The organism is Salidesulfovibrio brasiliensis JCM 12178 (assembly GCF_001311825.1).
Taxonomy (GTDB): Bacteria; Desulfobacterota; Desulfovibrionia; order Desulfovibrionales; family Desulfovibrionaceae; genus Pseudodesulfovibrio; species Pseudodesulfovibrio brasiliensis.
Map to the genome: position 1 here is coordinate 1 of NZ_BBCB01000071.1, position 16,841 is coordinate 16,841.

Annotated in this window: 17 protein-coding genes and 2 pseudogenes; 12 read left to right on the forward strand and 7 right to left on the reverse strand. The window is 61.0% G+C overall.

Annotated features, from left to right (window positions below):
* A partial coding sequence (locus JCM12178_RS13720; RefSeq protein WP_054652114.1) for a GntR family transcriptional regulator occupies window positions 1–256 on the reverse strand: 256 nt, incomplete at its 3' end.
* A 339-nt stretch (window positions 257–595) separates the two neighbouring features.
* Between JCM12178_RS13720 and JCM12178_RS13725 the strand changes: the two genes are divergently transcribed.
* From JCM12178_RS13725 to JCM12178_RS13745, 5 genes and pseudogenes are all read left to right on the forward strand, one after another.
* Complete coding sequence (locus JCM12178_RS13725) at window positions 596–1,306, forward strand: AzlC family ABC transporter permease (protein WP_054652116.1); 711 nt, start codon at window positions 596–598, stop codon at window positions 1,304–1,306.
* Window positions 1,291–1,619, forward strand: a pseudogene (locus tag JCM12178_RS13730) (AzlD domain-containing protein). The gene JCM12178_RS13725 and the pseudogene JCM12178_RS13730 overlap by 16 nt, the downstream one beginning before the upstream one ends.
* Complete coding sequence (locus tag JCM12178_RS13735) at window positions 1,620–2,324, forward strand: aspartate/glutamate racemase family protein (protein WP_054652118.1); 705 nt, start codon at window positions 1,620–1,622, stop codon at window positions 2,322–2,324.
* Window positions 2,325–2,410: 86 nt separating this feature from the next.
* A complete protein-coding gene (locus JCM12178_RS13740; RefSeq protein ID WP_054652120.1) occupies window positions 2,411–4,126 on the forward strand; it encodes an AMP-binding protein in 1,716 nt (571 codons plus the stop codon).
* 12 nt (window positions 4,127–4,138) lie between these two features.
* Window positions 4,139–6,250, forward strand: coding sequence for a tetratricopeptide repeat protein (locus tag JCM12178_RS13745; protein ID WP_054652122.1), 2,112 nt, complete (start codon window positions 4,139–4,141; stop codon window positions 6,248–6,250).
* On the opposite strand, the gene JCM12178_RS13750 is transcribed toward JCM12178_RS13745, so the two are convergent.
* From JCM12178_RS13750 to JCM12178_RS20510, 3 genes are all read right to left on the reverse strand, one after another.
* A complete protein-coding gene (locus JCM12178_RS13750) occupies window positions 6,238–6,858 on the reverse strand; it encodes a CPBP family glutamic-type intramembrane protease (RefSeq protein WP_054652124.1) in 621 nt (206 codons plus the stop codon). The two genes, JCM12178_RS13745 and JCM12178_RS13750, sit on opposite strands and share 13 nt — an antisense overlap.
* A gap of 14 nt (window positions 6,859–6,872) precedes the next feature.
* Entirely contained in the window at window positions 6,873–7,241 is a 369-nt protein-coding gene (locus JCM12178_RS13755; RefSeq protein ID WP_054652126.1) for a response regulator, read from the reverse strand.
* Window positions 7,242–7,362: 121 nt separating this feature from the next.
* Entirely contained in the window at window positions 7,363–7,491 is a 129-nt protein-coding gene (locus tag JCM12178_RS20510) for a hypothetical protein (protein ID WP_284690220.1), read from the reverse strand.
* Between the two features lie 259 nt (window positions 7,492–7,750).
* Here JCM12178_RS20510 and JCM12178_RS17925 point away from each other — a divergent pair, with 259 nt between their 5' ends.
* Together JCM12178_RS17925 and JCM12178_RS13770 are read left to right on the forward strand one after the other, a co-directional pair.
* The gene (locus tag JCM12178_RS17925) at window positions 7,751–10,600 is read left to right on the forward strand and encodes a sigma 54-interacting transcriptional regulator (RefSeq protein WP_245628787.1); all 2,850 of its coding nucleotides are present in this window, start codon (window positions 7,751–7,753) and stop codon (window positions 10,598–10,600) included.
* Between the two features lie 172 nt (window positions 10,601–10,772).
* Entirely contained in the window at window positions 10,773–11,096 is a 324-nt protein-coding gene (locus tag JCM12178_RS13770) for a YbbN family protein (RefSeq protein WP_054652128.1), read from the forward strand.
* On the opposite strand, the gene JCM12178_RS21040 is transcribed toward JCM12178_RS13770, so the two are convergent.
* The 3 genes and pseudogenes from JCM12178_RS21040 to JCM12178_RS18775 all read right to left on the reverse strand — a co-directional run bounded on the left by JCM12178_RS21040 (window position 11,097) and on the right by JCM12178_RS18775 (window position 12,659).
* Window positions 11,097–11,771: an arsenic metallochaperone ArsD family protein gene (locus JCM12178_RS21040; RefSeq protein WP_369404527.1), complete on the reverse strand. Its 675-nt coding sequence runs from the start codon at window positions 11,769–11,771 to the stop codon at window positions 11,097–11,099.
* Window positions 11,772–11,874: 103 nt separating this feature from the next.
* Window positions 11,875–12,417, reverse strand: a pseudogene (locus JCM12178_RS19930) (protein kinase domain-containing protein); the annotation flags it as partial.
* On the reverse strand, window positions 12,321–12,659 hold the full coding sequence (locus JCM12178_RS18775; RefSeq protein ID WP_054652134.1) for a hypothetical protein: 339 nt from the start codon (window positions 12,657–12,659) through the stop codon (window positions 12,321–12,323). The pseudogene JCM12178_RS19930 and the gene JCM12178_RS18775, both read right to left, overlap by 97 nt.
* 393 nt (window positions 12,660–13,052) lie before the next feature.
* Between JCM12178_RS18775 and JCM12178_RS13790 the strand changes: the two genes are divergently transcribed.
* The 5 genes from JCM12178_RS13790 to deoC all read left to right on the forward strand — a co-directional run.
* On the forward strand, window positions 13,053–13,781 hold the full coding sequence (locus JCM12178_RS13790; protein ID WP_054652136.1) for an amino acid ABC transporter ATP-binding protein: 729 nt from the start codon (window positions 13,053–13,055) through the stop codon (window positions 13,779–13,781).
* 46 nt (window positions 13,782–13,827) lie between these two features.
* Window positions 13,828–14,634 carry an ABC transporter substrate-binding protein gene (locus JCM12178_RS13795; protein ID WP_054652138.1) on the forward strand — a complete coding sequence of 269 codons (807 nt, stop codon included), beginning with the start codon at window positions 13,828–13,830 and terminating at the stop codon, window positions 14,632–14,634.
* A gap of 81 nt (window positions 14,635–14,715) precedes the next feature.
* A complete protein-coding gene (locus tag JCM12178_RS13800) occupies window positions 14,716–15,483 on the forward strand; it encodes an amino acid ABC transporter permease (RefSeq protein WP_054652140.1) in 768 nt (255 codons plus the stop codon).
* A 9-nt stretch (window positions 15,484–15,492) separates the two neighbouring features.
* Window positions 15,493–16,209 carry an amino acid ABC transporter permease gene (locus JCM12178_RS13805; RefSeq protein WP_054652142.1) on the forward strand — a complete coding sequence of 239 codons (717 nt, stop codon included), beginning with the start codon at window positions 15,493–15,495 and terminating at the stop codon, window positions 16,207–16,209.
* The coding region (gene deoC, locus JCM12178_RS13810) for a deoxyribose-phosphate aldolase (protein ID WP_054652144.1) at window positions 16,210–16,841 on the forward strand (632 nt) is incomplete at its 3' end.

Sequence of the window (16,841 nt, forward strand, 5' to 3'; positions counted from 1 at the left end):
TGCGCGGGTCGCGGCTCGGCCTGCGGGGCCGGGAAGCGGCGTTTGGTGTGTCGTACGAAGTATCCGGACCTCGGGCGGCTTCCACCACGCCTTTGCGTTCCAGTTCCGTGTAGGCCTGCGTCGCCGTGGAGATGCTCACGCCCATGTCCCGGCCGAGCTTTCGGAGCGAAGGAAGCCTGTCCCCCAGCCCCAGCGTGCCGTTGTCGATCATGTCCATGATGCGCTGTTCCACGGCCTGATAGCGGTATTCGTTCATCTCTGCCTCACAAACTGTTCCGATCCTGGTTCAGGAAAAACATATCTGTTCTGGTAGCACCGCTTCTGTCACTTTGCAATGCAGGTGCGACTCCAAAGGGCGTAATGCCTTGCTTTGCAGCATGGCCGAACGGTTTTGTGCGGAAGTCCGGCTCAAGACGTGTCCTTTTGTTTCCGTGGTGCAGGAATGTTTTTTTTAAGGTTAAGGACAAACTGTCATGGTTCAAATTTCGGTGAACTGTATCTGTTTTGAAGACAGCGAGGTGCGCTAGCTTTGCGGGCAGGATGAACAAGAATTGACGGATGCTGTCCGTCGGGTACTGTAGCCAGCGGAGGAGACGTGGACGGAAACGCCGCACAAAGCGTGCAGGGGAGAGAAGCAGTGTTTCAGGCAGCCAGAAAGATCGCGCCGCTCGCCATGGGGTATATTCCCGTGGGCATGGCCTTTGGCGTGCTGGCCCAGAAGGCGGGGCTGAGCCTCGTGAACACGGTGCTCATGTCCGTGCTTGTCTACGCGGGCAGCGCGCAGCTCATCGCGGTGGGCATGTTCGCCGCCGGGATGCCGCCGCTCAGCATCGTGCTGACAACCTTTGTGGTCAACCTGCGCCACCTGCTCATGTCCGCCGCCATGACGCCGCACCTCCGCAAGTGGGGGCCGTTTCGCATGGCAGCCTTCTGCTATGAGCTGACCGACGAGACCTTTGCCCTGCATTCCATGCGCTTCGGCAGGGGCGACCGCGACATGCGGCAGACATTTCTCATCAATGCCATGGCCCAGACCGTGTGGGTGCTTTCCTCGTGGGCCGGGGCGCTGGCAGGGAGCGGTGTTCCGGACGTGGAGCCGCTGGCGCTTGACTACGCGCTCCCGGCCATGTTCATCGGCCTGCTCGCCATGCAGGCGGAGAACGGCCTCAAGTGGCTCACGGCAGGCTTTACCGGGCTGGTCGCCATCGCACTGGTGCAGGCCGGGCTGGATCAATGGAGTGTCATCATGGCAACGGTCATCGGCGCAACCTTTGGCGCGGGAGTGGAAACATGGACCAGAAAATAGTCTTTCTCACCATTGTCGGCATGGCGGTCGTCACCTACGTGCCTCGGGCCGCGCCCATGCTGGCGCTCGCGGCGCGAGGCATCCCGGAGCCGGTCATGCGCTGGCTCTCCTACGTGCCGTGGCCGTTCTCTCTGCCATGCTGGCCCCGGCGCTGGTCCTGCGTGAGGGTTCCTTCGACTTCGGCATGGACAACCTGTTCCTGTGGGCCGCCATCCCGGCGTTTGCGCTGGCCATCAAGACCCGCAGCTTTTTCGGAACCGTGGCGCTGGGCATGGGCCTTGTTGCCGCAGGGCGCTATTTTCTTGGAGGATAAATGAAGACCATCGGCCTCATCGGCGGCATGAGTTGGGAATCCACCCGCCATTATTACAGAATCCTGAACGAGACCGTGCGCGAGCGTCTTGGCGGGCTGCATTCCGCAAAGGTGGCGCTGGTGAGCGTGGACTTCGGCGAAATAGAGCCTATGCTCTCTGCTGGCGACTGGGACGGGCTTGCCGAAGCGCTTGCCGGTGCCGGACGCCGTGTGGAGGCGGCCGGGGCGGAAATGCTGCTCATCTGCACCAACACCATGCACCGGCTGGCCCCGCAGGTTTCGGCGGCCATATCCATCCCGCTGCTGCACATTGCCGACGCCACGGCAAGCGCGGTGAAGGGTGAGGGCATCGGTCGTGTCGGATTGCTCGGCACCCGGCCCACCATGGTGGAGGAGTTCTACCGCGGACGTTTGGAAGAGCAGGGGCTGGAGGTGGTCCTGCCCGAGGGCGACGACCTTGATCTCGTGCACCGGGTCATCTTTGAGGAACTCTGCCTCGGGACCGTTCGCGACGCCTCGCGAAACGAGTATGTCCGCATCATCGAGAATATGCGAGAGCGGGGCGCACAGGGCGTTATCCTCGGCTGCACGGAAATCGGCATGCTCGTAGGTGCCCAAGATGTTTCGCTGCCGTGCTTCGATACCACCGAAATTCATGCGCTGGCGGCCGTAAACGCGGCCCTTGACGGTGAAACCGGGTCGTAATCCTGCACTTGACCGGATTTCCGGGCGCGTTTAAGGTTCCCCGCGCGGTCGAGCCGAGGCCGCACTAATCTCCGAGGAGGCCCGCCTTGAAACGACTGGAAGTCCAAACCCTGAAGCACGCGCTGGAACGCAGCGCGGAGCTGTTTCCCGAGCGCAACGCCCTGTCCTTTGTGGACGGCGAGCCGCTGACCTACGCCAAATTCTACGAGATGGTCCGTGACGTGTCCCTGCTGTTGCAGAGTCGCGGCATCGGCCCCGGCGACAAGGTCGCCATCATCGGCGAAAATATGCCGCACTGGGGCGTGGCTTACTTTGCCGTGACCTGCATGGGCGCGGTGGCCGTCCCCATCCTTCAGGAATTCCACGTCAGCGCGGTACACCACATCCTGCGCCACTCGGAAGCACAGGTGGTCTTCTGTTCCAAGCGGTATTTCGACAAGGTGGAGGAGTTCGACGAGGATACGCTTCATACCCGCATCGTGCTCGACGACCTCTCCATGCTCGCGGACGAAGGTTCGCTCAAGACCAACTATCGCGAGGCCATGACGCAGGCCCGCGCATGGTACGAGCGCACCCGCGAGAAGGTCATGCAGTATTTCGATCGCGGCTCCTCGGACATCACCCCGGACAGCCTCGCGGTCATCCTCTACACCTCCGGCACCACCGGCCACTCCAAGGGCGTGATGCTCACGCACCGCAACATTGTTTTCGATGCCGAATCCACCGCCGAGATCGTGAACGTCACCGAAGAGGACAGTCTTCTCTCGGTGCTGCCGCTCTCGCACACGTATGAATGCACTCTCGGCCTGATGCTGCCCATCATCCGGGGCGCGTCCGTCTATTATCTCCAGCGCCCGCCCACGCCGAGGACACTCCTTCCGGCCATGCAGAAGATCAAGCCCACGTACCTTCTGCTCGTGCCGCTGGTCATCGAGAAAATTTACCGCAACCGCATCCTGCCCAAGATTTCCGGTAATGCCATTGGCCGAAACCTCATGAAGTTCGGGGCGGGCAAGAAAAAGCTGCAGCAGATCGCGGGCAAGAAGCTCATGGAATCCTTTGGCGGCAACATCAAATGCATCCCCATCGGCGGCGCGTTTCTGGCTCCCGAGGTGGAGCGGTTCCTGCGCAATGCCGAGGTCCCCTACGCCATCGGCTACGGCATGACCGAGACTTCGCCGCTGGTCTCGGGCAGCAAGCCCGAAGACACCCGGTTCCGCGCGGCGGGAAAGCCCATCCCCGAGGTGGAAATCTTCATCGACAACCCGGACCCGGAAACGGGCGAGGGCGAGATCCTGGTCAAGGGCCCCAACGTGATGACGGGCTACTACAAGGCCCCCAAGGTCACGGAAGAAGTGCTCACAGAAGACGGCTGGCTGCATACCGGCGATCTCGGCTACATCGACGAGGATGGCTACCTGTTCATTCGCGGCCGCCTGAAGAACGTCATCATCGGTCCCAGCGGGGAGAACATCTACCCCGAGGAGATCGAGGCGCACTTCAACGACTGTGAGTATGTTCTTGAGTCGCTTGTTTTCCGGCAGGACGGCAAGCTCTGCGCCCGCGTTCATCTGGACGACGACGCGCTGGACGCCAAGTACGGCACCCAGAAGATGACCGAGTCCAAGGCGCGCCTGAAGCTGGACGAGGTTTTGTCGGGCATCCTCAAGCAGGTCAACGCCAACGTCTCCAACTTCTGCAAGGTCTCCCGCATCATCGAGCAGGTGGAGCCGTTCGACAAGACCCCGACGCACAAGATCAAACGCTATCTTTACGTGGACCCGGACGACAGTCGTCGTTAGGGTACCCCTGTAATGCAATTTCTCAGAGCGATCATATTCGCCCTCTGCGTGCTGACGGCCGTGCCCGCCATGGCCTCTTCGCAGGAGGGCATGCGCCACTATGCGCAGGGCAACGAGTACGTGCGTACCGGCCAGTTTCACAAGGCCGTGCGGGAGTTCGGAAGGGCGATCAATGCGGACCCGGCGAGGGCCGAATACCGCTACAACCGCGCCCTTGCCCTGCAACGGCTCGGCAAGCGCGACGAGGCCATCGAAGACCTCAAGGCGGCGGCAGAGCTCGGTCCCGACCGCTTCGCCTTTGCCATCACGCTGGCCACGTCGCTGGAAGCGGCGGGCAGGGCGGAAGAAGCTCTGGAAGCTTACGAACGCGCCGCCTCCCTTCGGCCCGACTCGCCTCGCGCCCACGAGGGCGTCGCCAACGGCAGGCTGAACGCGGGCGACCTTGAGGGTGCGCTCAAGGCGCTCGACACCGCCATTCGCCTCAACGCCGATTCCGTGAACGCCTACCTGACGCGCGGTACCATCCGCATGCGGCAGGGCAGGCGCAAGGAAGCCCTGCTGGATTTCAAACGCGCTGCGGCGCGCTCCCCCAACAATATGGCCGTGCATTCCCGCCTCGGGGCCGCGTTCATGGCCAACGGCGAGTTTCACGAGGCCGAGTTGCAGTTCGACCGTGTGCTCGCCCAACAGCCGGATCAGGCCACCGCCCTTGCCAATCGCGGGTATTGTCGCGCCATGCTCGGCAGGAAAGCTGAAGCTGCCGAAGATTTCAAGGCCGCAGTGGAGGTCGCCCCGGACTGGGCGCAGGGTCGTCTTCTGCGCGCAGATTTTTTGCGCATGAACGGCCGGATCGCCGAGGCCCTTGAGGAGTATGGTGAGGCCGAGCGACTCGGGGCACAGCAGATGCCGGTGGTTATCGGCAAGGGGCTGGCCCTTGAAGCCATGGGTCGCGTGGACGAGGCGCTTGCCTTGTACGCCCGGACCATCGAGCGCAACCCTGTTGCGTTGGAGCCGCTGCAGGCCCGGGGCAAGCTGCTGTTCTCCCTTGGCCGGTATGAAGAGGCGTTGCATGACGCCAACACCATGGCCGCGCTGCGAAACGATCTTCCGGACGCGCATATGGCCCGGGGACGCTGCCTCATGGCCCTGAAGCGGCCGCAGGAGGCGCGCAAGTCCTATGAACGCGCGCTGGAGCTGCGTCCCGGCAATCCCCAATATCGACTTGAGCTTGCCGGCGTGCTGCTGTCCACCGGGCAGCAGCAGGAAGCAACGGCCGCCATTGATGCCATCGTGAAGGACGCGCCGGACTTTGCCCGCGCCAGAAAGCTGCGTGCCCGGCTGCGTGCCGCAACCGGCGATGTGGAAGGGGCCGTGACCGATCTGGACGTGTATCTTGCGTCTGTCCCGAACGACGCCGAAGCGTTTGCCATGCGCGGCGCGTACAGGAATTCGCTTGGCAACGTGGACGGGGCCATGAAGGACCTTGAGCGTTCGATTGCGCTTGGGGCCGACAGTGCCGCCGTTCATGAGACGCTGGGCAGGGTGTACGTGCGAAAGGGAATGGACGAGCGGGCCATGGTGCATCTGGCGCAGGTGGCCGGGACCAGTGCGGACGCCGCAGCCGAGCTGGGGCGGGTCTTCCGTAGGCTGGACCGTGAATACAGCGCGCTCAAGGCCTTTGATCTTTCTCTGGAGCAGCGCCCCGGTTTCGTGGAAGTGCTTATGGAGCGGGCGGACATCCGCAGGCGGCTGGGGCACTATGACGAGTGGCTGGCCGACCTGAACAAGGCCCTGCTCATCAACCCGCGCAACTGGAAGGTGCTCAATCAGGCCGCCTGGGGTTACGCTGTCTGCCCCGATCCGGAGCTTCGCAACCCCGAAAGAGCCGTGCTGTACGCCAGAAGCGCCCTGAACCTCTCGCCGGACAATCCTCTGGTCATGGACACGCTCGCTGCGGCGCTGGCCAGCAGGGGGGATTTCGAAGAGGCGGTTGAAATGCAGGAAGATGCCTTGGAAAAGGCTTCCGGCAGCCTCGACGGGAAACGGCTTGAAGGCTTCCGCGCCAGACTGGAGCTTTACCGCTCGGGCAAACCCTATCTGTCCGTCGGGGCTCAACCCGAATAGAAGAATCTCCCCAGCCCCACCGTGAAGATGATTACCCCGTAGCCAGCGTGCTCAACCCACGCTGCGGCCAGTGACCGCCTGTGTTCGTAGGTGCTCGCCAGCAGAATGCCCCCGCCGAATGAGAGGACCACCGCCGGCAGGTTGCCGTACACCACATGCAGCAGAGCGAACGCCGCCGCGCTGGCCAGCAGCAGCCCGTACCCGTCGCCAAAAAGCGGTGCGTATCTGCGGTGGAAGAAGCTGCGGTAGATGATCTCCTGCGGGAGCGCCGAAAGAAAGGGATAGAGGATGCTGACCGCCAGCCAGAGCTTCGGTCTTTCGGACGGGAAGGCGAAGAGGTGGTCCGGGACGATGAGCATTGTCAGACAGAGGGATCCTGCGGCCACAAGTCCCAGTCGGGCCACGAGCAGCGGGGTGAAGCGCCGAAGGCCAGAGAAGCGAAACTCCTCCTTCCAGCGGATGCCTCCACGCACAAGCATGGCGATGCAGAAAAGCGTTACGGCCCCCAAAACGATAATTTTGGGGGCCGCCAATTCCCCGAGAGCATAAGCTCCCGGCAGGACCGCAAACAGTATTATGCATTCCGCGGCAAGTCCGATGCGAGACATGGCAGAATCGTTTACTAACAGGCCAGGCAGCGCTCTATATACTCCTGAATCTCTTTTCGATCCAGAGGTTTTGCCAGAAAGAGCGTGGCGCCAAGCTTGAGCAGGTTGGATATTTCACTGACCCCGACCACCGCCGACATGATGATGATTGGGAAATTCGCGAACTGCTGGTCGCCCCTCAGGGTCTGGATCAACTGCCGACCATCCATCTCCGGCATCATGATGTCGGTCATGAGCATGTCGAAGTCGTTGCTCGCCATGAGCGCTTCGTACGCGTGCTTGCCGTGCGGGCTGACGTAGGCCTGATGTCCCATCTCCTCGACAATCTTCACCGCAAGCTTTTGTGAAATCCTGTCGTCTTCTGCTATCAGTATTTTGGCCATCACAGTGTTTCCTCCCTGATCATGAATACGATAAAAAGAAGTTCCATGTCCACACCCTGCGTTTCCGGGGGAGGAAAAAATAACGGTGGAGGACGGTATTAACCGTCCTCGAAACACGTTGCTACATCTTTTCGATGTGCATGCTGTCCTCGAATGTGCAGGTCAGCTTGTACTGCCCCTGCGATGTGTCGAGCACGAACTCGTTGCCCGGGAACAACGTGACTGCCGGTGCAAAGGAGTCATTGACCATGACGTCCTTGCTTCGCCGTTGGATTCGAACCTGACCGTGGTCGAATCTTCGAGCGTCAGAATCTCTCCGTGATGGACGTCAACAGGAAGGTCTGTTTCGCTGTACTGTGTCATGGGAGTCCTCCAAATGTAGAAAGTTTCTCATGCTATAGAAATAAGTCCGCGCATGCTCGCGGGACATGAGAATCTTGCGTACGCTTGAACAGCTTTGCCGAACATGGCATGGAGAATCATCGAGCAATCATCCAGAAGGAGTGGCCGTGCAGGGGAAAATTCTGGTTGTCGAGCCAGACGCCCAAATTCGAGAATCGTTGTGCGACGCACTCTCCGCCGCAGGGAACGAAACCATGGGCGTTGTCGACGTAGAGTCCGCAAAGCGCGTTTTCTCGCCATTTTCGCCGCACATGGTTCTTGCGGGGTCTGATGGCGATCCTCGGGCGATCGGCGTCATGCTTCGCGAATTCAAGTGCGGCGGTCTGGAGAGGCCTTTTGCCGTCATGGCTGCCGAGGAGTGCATGGATGACGCGCTGGCCGAAGCCTGTCCCGGCGCGTTCGCTTTTTTGCGCAAGCCGCTGGTCATGCACCGGGTCATGGAGGTGGTGAGTCTGGCCCTTCGCTCGCGGGAGAATGTGGTCAACGGCCTGCAGGTGCTCGACGAGAGTCGTCGCGTCAATTCATATCTTCGCTCCATCCTTGAAAGTTATGACGAACCAGCCGCGCTTCTGGACGCCGAAGGCCGTATCCTTGAAGTCAATGAGGCCGGGGTTCAGGTCATTGGAGCCGACTACGAAAGCATACGCAACAGCCGCTTCGTGGATATTGTCCGCGACCCGTTCAGAAGTCTCTGCGAACAGGCCATGGAGTCCATCGTTTCGGGCAGCGACTCCGAACGCATCCTGCACCGCCGGGGCGGCAGCGAGGTGGAAACCTACGTCACCCCCGTCCGGCAGGACGGCAGGCTGGTGGGCATGGTGGCGCTTGCCCGCAACGTGACCTCCCTGCACCGTACGCAGCAGGAACTCATCGAAAATGAGCAGCGGTATCGAAGCGTCTTTGAGGCCGGGCGCGACGCAGTGCTTATCGTCAACCGCGCCAGCGGCGACGTGCTGGACTGCAACCGCGCCGCGCGGCGGCTGTTTGGCTATACCGCCGAAGAGATGGAAACGCTCAACTATATCCGCGATCTTGCCGCCGAACCCGACAGGGGGACGGAGGTGCTCGCGGCCGAGGCGGGCCGGATGCCCGTTCGCAAGCACAGGCGCAAGGACGGGGACGTTTTTCCGGCTGAAGCAACGCTGAGTCCCTTTGCGGTCAGCGGGGAGCAGATGGCGACCGTGTTCGTGCGTGACATCACCAGCCGGAAGGTCGTTGAGGATGCCCTGCGCGAAGGGGCGCGCCTTTACCGCGCCGTGGTCGAGGACCAGACCGAGCTCATCTGCCGTTATAGGCCAGACGGGGTACTGACCTTCGTAAACAGGGCCTATGCGAGATTTTTCGGATACAGCGAGGACTCGCTGGTGGGCGTGAATTTCATGTCCCGCATCGCGGACGAGTGGGCGCGGCGGACGTTGGCCGAGTGGATCGAGAACGTCTCCCCGGCCAAGCCCTCAATCGAGCTTGAACAGCGCAACGAGGGCGCGGACGGCAAAACGCACTGGGTGCACTGGATGAACCGGGCCATTTTCGACCATCGCGGCGAGCTGCGCGAGTTTCAGGCCGTGGGACGCGACATTACCGAGAGCCGCCTCGCGGCAAAGGCCCTGCGCGAAGCCAACGAGGAAAAGGAGCGTTTTCGCCTGAACCTCGAAGCAGCCTTCCGCAGCATCCCGGACGCCATCATTACGGTGGATGCGAACATGCGGGTCATCGCCACCAACAGCGCAGCACAGCAAATCTGCGAGCTTGCGCCCGGCGATTCGCGGGGCAGGGCGCTTGAGGAGCTCATGTCCAGCGAACCCAATCCCTGCCTGAGCGTCCTGAAGCAGGTGCTCAGAACCCGCCGGACCGTGCGCGGGTTTCAGGCGGAGCTTACCCTTTCGACGGGTGAGCGCATGGTCGAGTTGAGCTGCTCCCCGCTTTTGGACGAGCAGCACAATTTCAGCGGCGCCGTGCTTGTCGTCAAGGACATTTCACGCATTGCCGACCTTGAGAAACGTCTGCAGGAACGCCACGGCTTCCGTGGGATCGTGGGCAAAAGCCGGGTGATGCAGGACGTCTACCGGCTGCTGGAGCAGCTTGCGCCGCTGGACGCCACAGTGCTGATCTGCGGCGAGTCGGGCACCGGGAAGGAGCTTGCCGCGGACGCGCTTCATTACGGCGGAGCCCGTGCTTCGGCCCACATGGTCAAGGTGAACTGCTCCGCGCTTTCCGAGAGCCTTTTGGAGAGTGAGCTCTTCGGCCACGTCAAGGGCGCGTTCACCGGCGCGGTGCGTGACAAGGTCGGTCGCATCGAGGCGGCCGAGGGCGGGACGCTGTTTCTCGACGAAATCGCGGATATATCTCCGATCATCCAGCTCAAGCTGCTGCGTTTTCTGGAGCAGAAGGAGTACGAGCGGGTGGGGGAATCCAGCACGCGAAAGGCGGACGTTCGGATTATCGCGGCCACCAACGTGGACCTGCGCCGAAAGGTCGACGAGGGCACATTCCGCGAGGACCTGTTTTACCGCCTGAACGTCATGCCCGTGTATCTGCCGCCGCTTCGGGAGCGGGAGGGCGACATCCCATTGCTGACCGCCCACTTTCTCAAGGAGTTCTCACAGGAATTCAAAAAGAAGCTCGACGGCGTGGCCGAGGAGGTCATGGACCTGTTTCTGCGCTATGACTGGCCGGGCAACATCCGCGAGCTCAAGCATTTGCTGGAGCATGCCTGCATCCTGTGCCCGGAGCGCATCATCGCGGTGCGGCACGTGCGCCCTGATGCGCTGGAAGTCATGCGCGGCGGAGTGCCCAAGTCCCGCATGAGCGTCTTCCGGCGGCGCTCCGCAGACAGCGAGGAGATCATAGCCGCGCTTGAGGCAGCGGACGGCAACAAATCACGTGCTGCGGACATTCTCGGCGTTCATCGGGCCACGCTGTATCGCAAGATGAAGCGATTAGGTCTGGCGGAATGATAATGTGAGAATGTCCATGAAAAATGGTTTGCTCGCAACCGGTCTGAATCAATCGCCTTTCATGTTCAGGTCAAGATTATAACAGCTCTAACGGCCTCCCTGTCCATAAACGGGGGACGTATTGTGCCTCTGCGTGCGATGTCTCGCCAATCGTGCCCTGCGGAGGTCCAGCATGATTAGAACCGTTGAACCATTTGAAGCGTTCGAGGAGGTTGGCTCCGGCGACAAGCTGGTGCTGCTTGCCTTCATCAGGCCGACCATGGATTCGGCTGATCAGGTGCGTCTTCTGGAGGCTGCTTCCAGAAAATACGCCGACCGGGTGCGCTGCATCATGTACACCCAGCGCAATCTTGAAACGGGGATGCGGCATTACGTGGTTTCCGGAACGCCGAGCTACCTGCTCTTTCACAGGGGCGGGGAGGTGGATCGCCTCATCGGCGTTTCGGACGAGGAGACGCTGGACTCGTTTCTTGACGGAAGCCTCTGGGTGAAGTGATCAGCGGGCCGCGTCCACAAGGCGCTTTGCCTCGGGAACCGTCCCTTTGGAAACCATTTCGCCGTCCACGAAAAAGACGGGCAGGGAGTCATGGCCTTCGTCCCGCAACAGGGCGGCCATTTGCTCGTTGGCCCTGAAGGCGGCCAGATTGTTCAGCGCGTGCACGGTGTAGGTCATGCCCTCGCCAAGCCGGGCCTTCACTTCTTCCAGAACAGCGTAGACCTTTTCCGCGTCCCTGTCCGAAAGGCCGGGGCTGCACGGGCAGGGAACGCTCTTCACGAACACTTCGAATTGATGCTTCGGCATGGTCATCCTTCCATGTTTGAGGGGCGCTCCACCTCGCATCCCGTCTGCGCGATGACGTTGCCCACTCCAGGGTTGACGCGCGCGCCACCCCGCGTTTGGAGGGCGGGCCGCAGAGCACGAGGTCCGGCTCCAGCCTCTGGCATATCTGGCGCACGGCCGCGTTGGGGTCCACATTCTCCCGAAACAGGATGCCCCAGTCAACGCCATTTGCGCGAAGCTCGCGGAGTCCTCGGGCCAGCTTGCGAAACAACCGGACCTTGAAGAGTTCCAGCTCGCCGTAAACGAGGTTGACGGGAACGAGCGAGACCACGAGCACGCTTGCTCCGGCGCTGCCAAGTTCGGAGGCACGGTGGAAAATGGCCCGGTCATGGGCGTCTGCGGAGATGAGCGCCAGAACTTTTTCCGTGCCGCGCCGCTCGGGAGGCGGAATGGCCGGGGTCGGGAGCGGGCGGATGCCAAATCGCTTGCAGACGTCTTCCATGGATGGACGGTCAGTCGGGTTCTGGGCAAGGGCGGCCGAGACGATTTCGGCCATCTCCTGCGGCATGCGGCGCGGGGTGAAGGCGGTTCTGGCCGAATCCCAGCCCCAGTGAAGAGTGCACAGGCAGAGCTTCAGCCAGCGGGGCGGCAGGCGTTCCTCAAACAGGTGCATGAGAATCAGGCCGAAGGCGTATACGTCCGAGGCTGCGGTGCCACGTTGCCCGGCCACTTGTTCCGGGGCGGCGTAAAACGGGTCGCGGTTTCCGGCAAAGGCGTGCCAGAGGTCCTGATGCCCCCGGAGGGCGCAGCGGCTGAAGTGCCGCAGCACCGGTTCTCCCCTGCGGAGTAGCACCGCGCCGGGGTGCAGGTCGTGGTGGACGTATCCTGCCCGGTGCAGCCCGGCGAGCAGGGCGGCCAGCGAGGCGGCTATGGTCACTCTCACGCCGTGGTCCTCGGGAAGCCATGATCCGAGGGAGGGCAGGCGATGGTCCGGCAGGGCAAAGCCGCCACTCCATTCCCCGTGGGCGTGAAGCATTGACGGTGAATCGGGAATCGGGACCAGCCGGGCCTGATTTTGCCAGCGCAGGAAGCGTCGGTGTTCACGTCGTAGAACTGGCGAAGCTCGTATCCCTGCCAGTCCTTCATGGCGGTATAGCGGCGAAAACCGGTGACGGGTTTAAGCGTTTCCTTGACGCGATACCCTTCGACCGTCATTCCCGGCTCCATAGGGAGCGGCGCTTCACGCCGGATGCCCATTTCCTGCATTCGTGCCCACATCAGAGAGTCCTCCACGCTTCAACCATACGATGAAGCGGGGCAGGAATCCATGAGAGCTTTCAAATTATCAAGGCTCGCGGTTCGGGGGAGACATCCGGGACGCGGGGCATGGCGGCAGAGGGCACGAAAAGGGCGTTTGGCGGGGGAAAAACCGGGGGCTGTCTCTTAAGCAAGTGGTTATGGGAGTTATGTCAGAGTGGAAGCTCTTACAATTATGGAAAGGGTTGTCTTCGTTGCGAGTTGTTGGTGTGTGCGCCTTGACTTTTTTGCTATTTTATTGCACACCATACGCGCTATCATGGATACATCCCGGCTCCTTTGCCGGTCATAAGCGGCGGGGGCCGTCACGAGCAGTGAGCCCTGCGCCGAAATTCTTTTCGGAGTAGAAAACCTATGGCAATGATCGAAGTGAACAATCTTCAGAAATGGTACGGGGATTTCCACGTATTGCAGGGAATCACCGAGAACGTGGACAAGGGTGAGGTGCTCGTCATCTGTGGTCCCAGCGGATCGGGAAAAAGTACCTTTATCCGCTGCATCAACCGTCTCGAAGATTATCAGAAAGGTACCATCAATTTCGACGGCAAGGATATTCAGGACAAGAGCGTCGACATCAACGAACTGCGCGCCGAGATCGGCATCGTCTTCCAGCAGTTCAACCTCTATCCTCATTTGACGGTTCTGAAGAACGTCACCCTTGCTCCCCTCAAGGTGCGCAACATGCCCAAGGACGAAGCCGAGACCGTCGCGCTGGCGCTTCTCGAGCGCGTGGGCATCCACGATCAGGCGCACAAATATCCTGCCGAGCTTTCCGGCGGCCAGCAGCAGCGCGTTGCCATCGCCCGTGCGCTGGCCATGAAGCCCAAGGTCATGCTCTTTGACGAGCCCACCTCGGCGCTGGACCCGGAAATGATCAACGAAGTGCTCAACGTCATGAAGGACCTCGCCCGCGAAGGCATGACCATGCTCTGCGTCACCCACGAAATGGGCTTTGCCCGCGAAGTGGCGGATCGCGTCATCTTCATGGATGGCGGAGTGGTGGTGGAGCAGGCTCCGCCGGACGAGTTCTTCAAGAACCCCAAGCACGAGCGCACAAAGGCTTTCCTGAAGGAGATCCTTTAACAGTTACGGTTTTGGAGAGTAACACCAACCCTTTCGAGGAGGCACAATGAAACGGCTGACTACCATCCTGGCACTGATGCTGACCTTCGTTTTCTGCGCCGGCGTTGCCAATGCGGGCAAGCTGGAGGAAATCAAGGAACGCGGCAAGCTCATCTGTGGCGTCAAGGACTCCGTGAACCTGTTCGGGTTCATTGACCCCGACACCAAGGAGCTGACCGGCTTCGACGTGGACATCTGCAAGGAAATCGGCAAGAAGCTCGGCGTTCCCGTCGAGTTCAAGGTCGTCTCCTCCGCCACCCGCATCCCCATGCTGGCGCAGGGTTCCGTGGACATGCTCGCCGCGACCATGACCCACAAGCACTCCCGTGACGAAAAGATCGACTTCTCGATCACCTACTTCATGGACGGCCAGAAGCTCCTCGTGAAGAAGGGCTCCGGCATCAACTCCACCGACGACCTGACCAACCAGAAGGTCGGTACCGTCAAGGGTTCCACCTCTGAAAAGAACATGAAGAACGCCAACCCGAAGTCCCGCGTCATCGCGTACGACGAGTATCCGCAGGCGTTCATGGCCCTCAAGCAGGGCAAGGTCAAGGCCGTCACCACCGACTCCGGTATTCTGGCCGGTCTCAAGGCCGGTGACGACAATCCCGAGAACTGGGAAATCGTGGGCGAATTCTTCTCCCTCGAGCCCTACGGCCTCGGCGTTCCCGAGAACGACTCCGCTTTCCGCGACTTCGTGAACAAGTCCCTGCAGCAAATGTGGCTCGACGGCACCTACGCCACCCTCTTCAAGAAGTGGATGGGCTACGACCTGCCCAACACCTGGAAGATGGAAATCTGGCCCATGTAGGTCCTGATTCGACAATCCGGGGAGCGCCGCCTCGCGCGGCGCTCCCTTCTTTCTCACAACCACTAACCGACGGATTGCGCCTTGAACTATACTTTCGAATGGGACGTCGTCCTCTCCGGCGAATACGCCGAGTGGCTGTACGAAGGGTTTGTCACGACCCTGCAGATTTCCGCCGTATCGCTGCTCTTTGCGATGCTCCTCGGCACCCTGATCTGCGTGATGCGCATGACGCCGTTCAGACCGCTCCAATGGTTTGCGCTGGCCTTCACGGAATTTTTCCGCAACACGCCGCTCATGGTGCAGGTGCTGTTCTGGTACTTCGGAGCCTATCTGGTCGTCCCCGAAGGGATCATGACCTGGCTCAACGAACTCTACCTGTTCGTTCCCGGCCCGTTCACGCTGTTCGGGCATGAATTCGTCGGCGAATGGCTGCTTTTGAACGTCGAGTTTTTCTCCGGCGTCATCGCCCTCACGGTCTATACGTCGGCCTTCATCGCCGAAGAGATCAGGGCAGGCATCTTTTCGATTCCCAAGACCCAGCTGGAATCGTCCCGCGCCGTGGGGCTTTCCTTCATGCAGGCCTATCGGTTCGTCATTCTGCCGCAGGCGCTCAGAATCGTCGTCCCGCCGCTTATTTCCCAGTCCCTGAACCTCATCAAGAACTCCTCGCTGTGCATGGTTATCGGTGTTTCCGAGCTGACCTTCATGGCCAGGCAGGTGGAGTCCTACTCCTTCCGAGGTTTCGAAGCGTTCACCGTTGCCACGATCGTCTACCTGTGCATCTCGCTCGTCGTGTCGCTTTGCATCAACATGTACAACAAGCACTTCATGCTGCAGGTGAAATACTAGGGGGCCGCAATGCACTGGGAAGTTGTCTGGGATAATTTCGATTATTTCCTGTGGGGAGCGACCAAGTTCGACGGAACGTTCCCCTTCATTCACGATGTCGGCGGCCTGCTGGCAAGCATCATTCTGGCCGTGCTCGGCATATTCTTCGCCTTCTGGATAGGCATGGCCTTCGGGCTGATGCGCCTTTCCAAAAAACGCTGGCTCAAGCTGCCGAGCATCATCTACGTTGAGACCATCCGCGGCGTTCCGCTGCTGATGCTCATTTTCTGGTTCTACTTTCTCGCGCCGATCATGCTGGGCCACAACATCCCCGGATTCTACAGCTCGCTGATCGCCTTCATAATCTTTACCGGGGCCTACATCGCCGAGATCGTTCGCGCAGGCGTCATGGCCCTGCCGAGCGGCCAGCTCGAAGCCGCGCGCGGCAGCGGACTCTCCCAGACGCAGGCCATGATGTTCGTGATCCTGCCGCAGGCGCTTCGGAACATGATTCCGTCCTTCGTGAACCAGTTCGTCTCGCTGACCAAGGACACCTCGTTGGCCTACGTCATCGGCGTGAACGAGCTGACCCGTACCGCCGTGCAGGTGGATAACCGCGAGATGAACGCCTCCGCCGAGATTTACATCACCATCGCCGTGCTGTATTTCATCATCTGTTACGTGCTCACCTCTACGAGCCGCAGAATGGAAAAACAGTTGTCACGATATCAGGCGAGAGACAGGTAAATGGAAATAAAGAGACCGCTGGAAACAGCGCAGTTCATCGATCATACATTACTCAAGGCCGACGCAACCGCCGCCGACGTGGACAAGCTCTGCGCCGAGGCGGTGCGTTTCGGTTTCAAGACGGTCTGCGTCAATCCCGTCCATGTGAAGCTGGCCGCGTGGCTGCTCAAGCGCGAGGAGCCGGGCGTCTGCTCCGTGGTCGGATTTCCCACCGGCGCGACCCTCACCGAATGCAAGGTCCGGGAGACCGAAGCGGTCATCAAGCTCGGGGCCACGGAAGTGGACATGGTCATGAGCGTCGGCTGCCTCAAGGCGTCTGACCACAAGGCCGTGCTCAAGGACCTCAAGGCCGTGGTTGCCGCTGCCGGCGGCGTGCCCGTCAAGGTCATCATCGAGTCAGGCCTGCTTTCCGATTCGGAAATCGTGCGGGCCTGCGAACTCTGCATGGAAGCCGGGGCGGCCTTCGTCAAGACCTGCACCGGTTTCGGCACCGGGAGCGCCTCCACCTCGGCAGTGCGCCTGATGCGAAATACCGTGGGCAACGCGCTCGGCGTCAAGGCCAGCGGCGGCATCAAGAATTTCAACGACGCCCGGGCCATGCTCGAAGCCGGGGCCAACCGCCTCGGCACGTC

What these genes read in the sequence shown, in the direction of transcription:
- JCM12178_RS18775 (WP_054652134.1), bottom strand. Translation starts at nt 12,659, where the DNA reads ATGTGGGCACGAATGCAGGAAATGGGCATCCGGCGTGAAGCGCCGCTC.
- JCM12178_RS21040 (WP_369404527.1), bottom strand. Translation starts at nt 11,771, where the DNA reads ATGACCGGGCCATTTTCCACCGTGCCTCCGAACTTGGCAGCGCCGGAG.
- JCM12178_RS13795 (WP_054652138.1), top strand. Translation starts at nt 13,828, where the DNA reads ATGAAACGGCTGACTACCATCCTGGCACTGATGCTGACCTTCGTTTTC.
- JCM12178_RS13805 (WP_054652142.1), top strand. Translation starts at nt 15,493, where the DNA reads ATGCACTGGGAAGTTGTCTGGGATAATTTCGATTATTTCCTGTGGGGA.
- JCM12178_RS13770 (WP_054652128.1), top strand. Translation starts at nt 10,773, where the DNA reads ATGATTAGAACCGTTGAACCATTTGAAGCGTTCGAGGAGGTTGGCTCC.
- JCM12178_RS13735 (WP_054652118.1), top strand. Translation starts at nt 1,620, where the DNA reads ATGAAGACCATCGGCCTCATCGGCGGCATGAGTTGGGAATCCACCCGC.
- JCM12178_RS13755 (WP_054652126.1), bottom strand. Translation starts at nt 7,241, where the DNA reads ATGGCCAAAATACTGATAGCAGAAGACGACAGGATTTCACAAAAGCTT.
- JCM12178_RS20510 (WP_284690220.1), bottom strand. Translation starts at nt 7,491, where the DNA reads ATGGTCAATGACTCCTTTGCACCGGCAGTCACGTTGTTCCCGGGCAAC.
- JCM12178_RS13745 (WP_054652122.1), top strand. Translation starts at nt 4,139, where the DNA reads ATGCAATTTCTCAGAGCGATCATATTCGCCCTCTGCGTGCTGACGGCC.
- JCM12178_RS13750 (WP_054652124.1), bottom strand. Translation starts at nt 6,858, where the DNA reads ATGTCTCGCATCGGACTTGCCGCGGAATGCATAATACTGTTTGCGGTC.
- JCM12178_RS13790 (WP_054652136.1), top strand. Translation starts at nt 13,053, where the DNA reads ATGGCAATGATCGAAGTGAACAATCTTCAGAAATGGTACGGGGATTTC.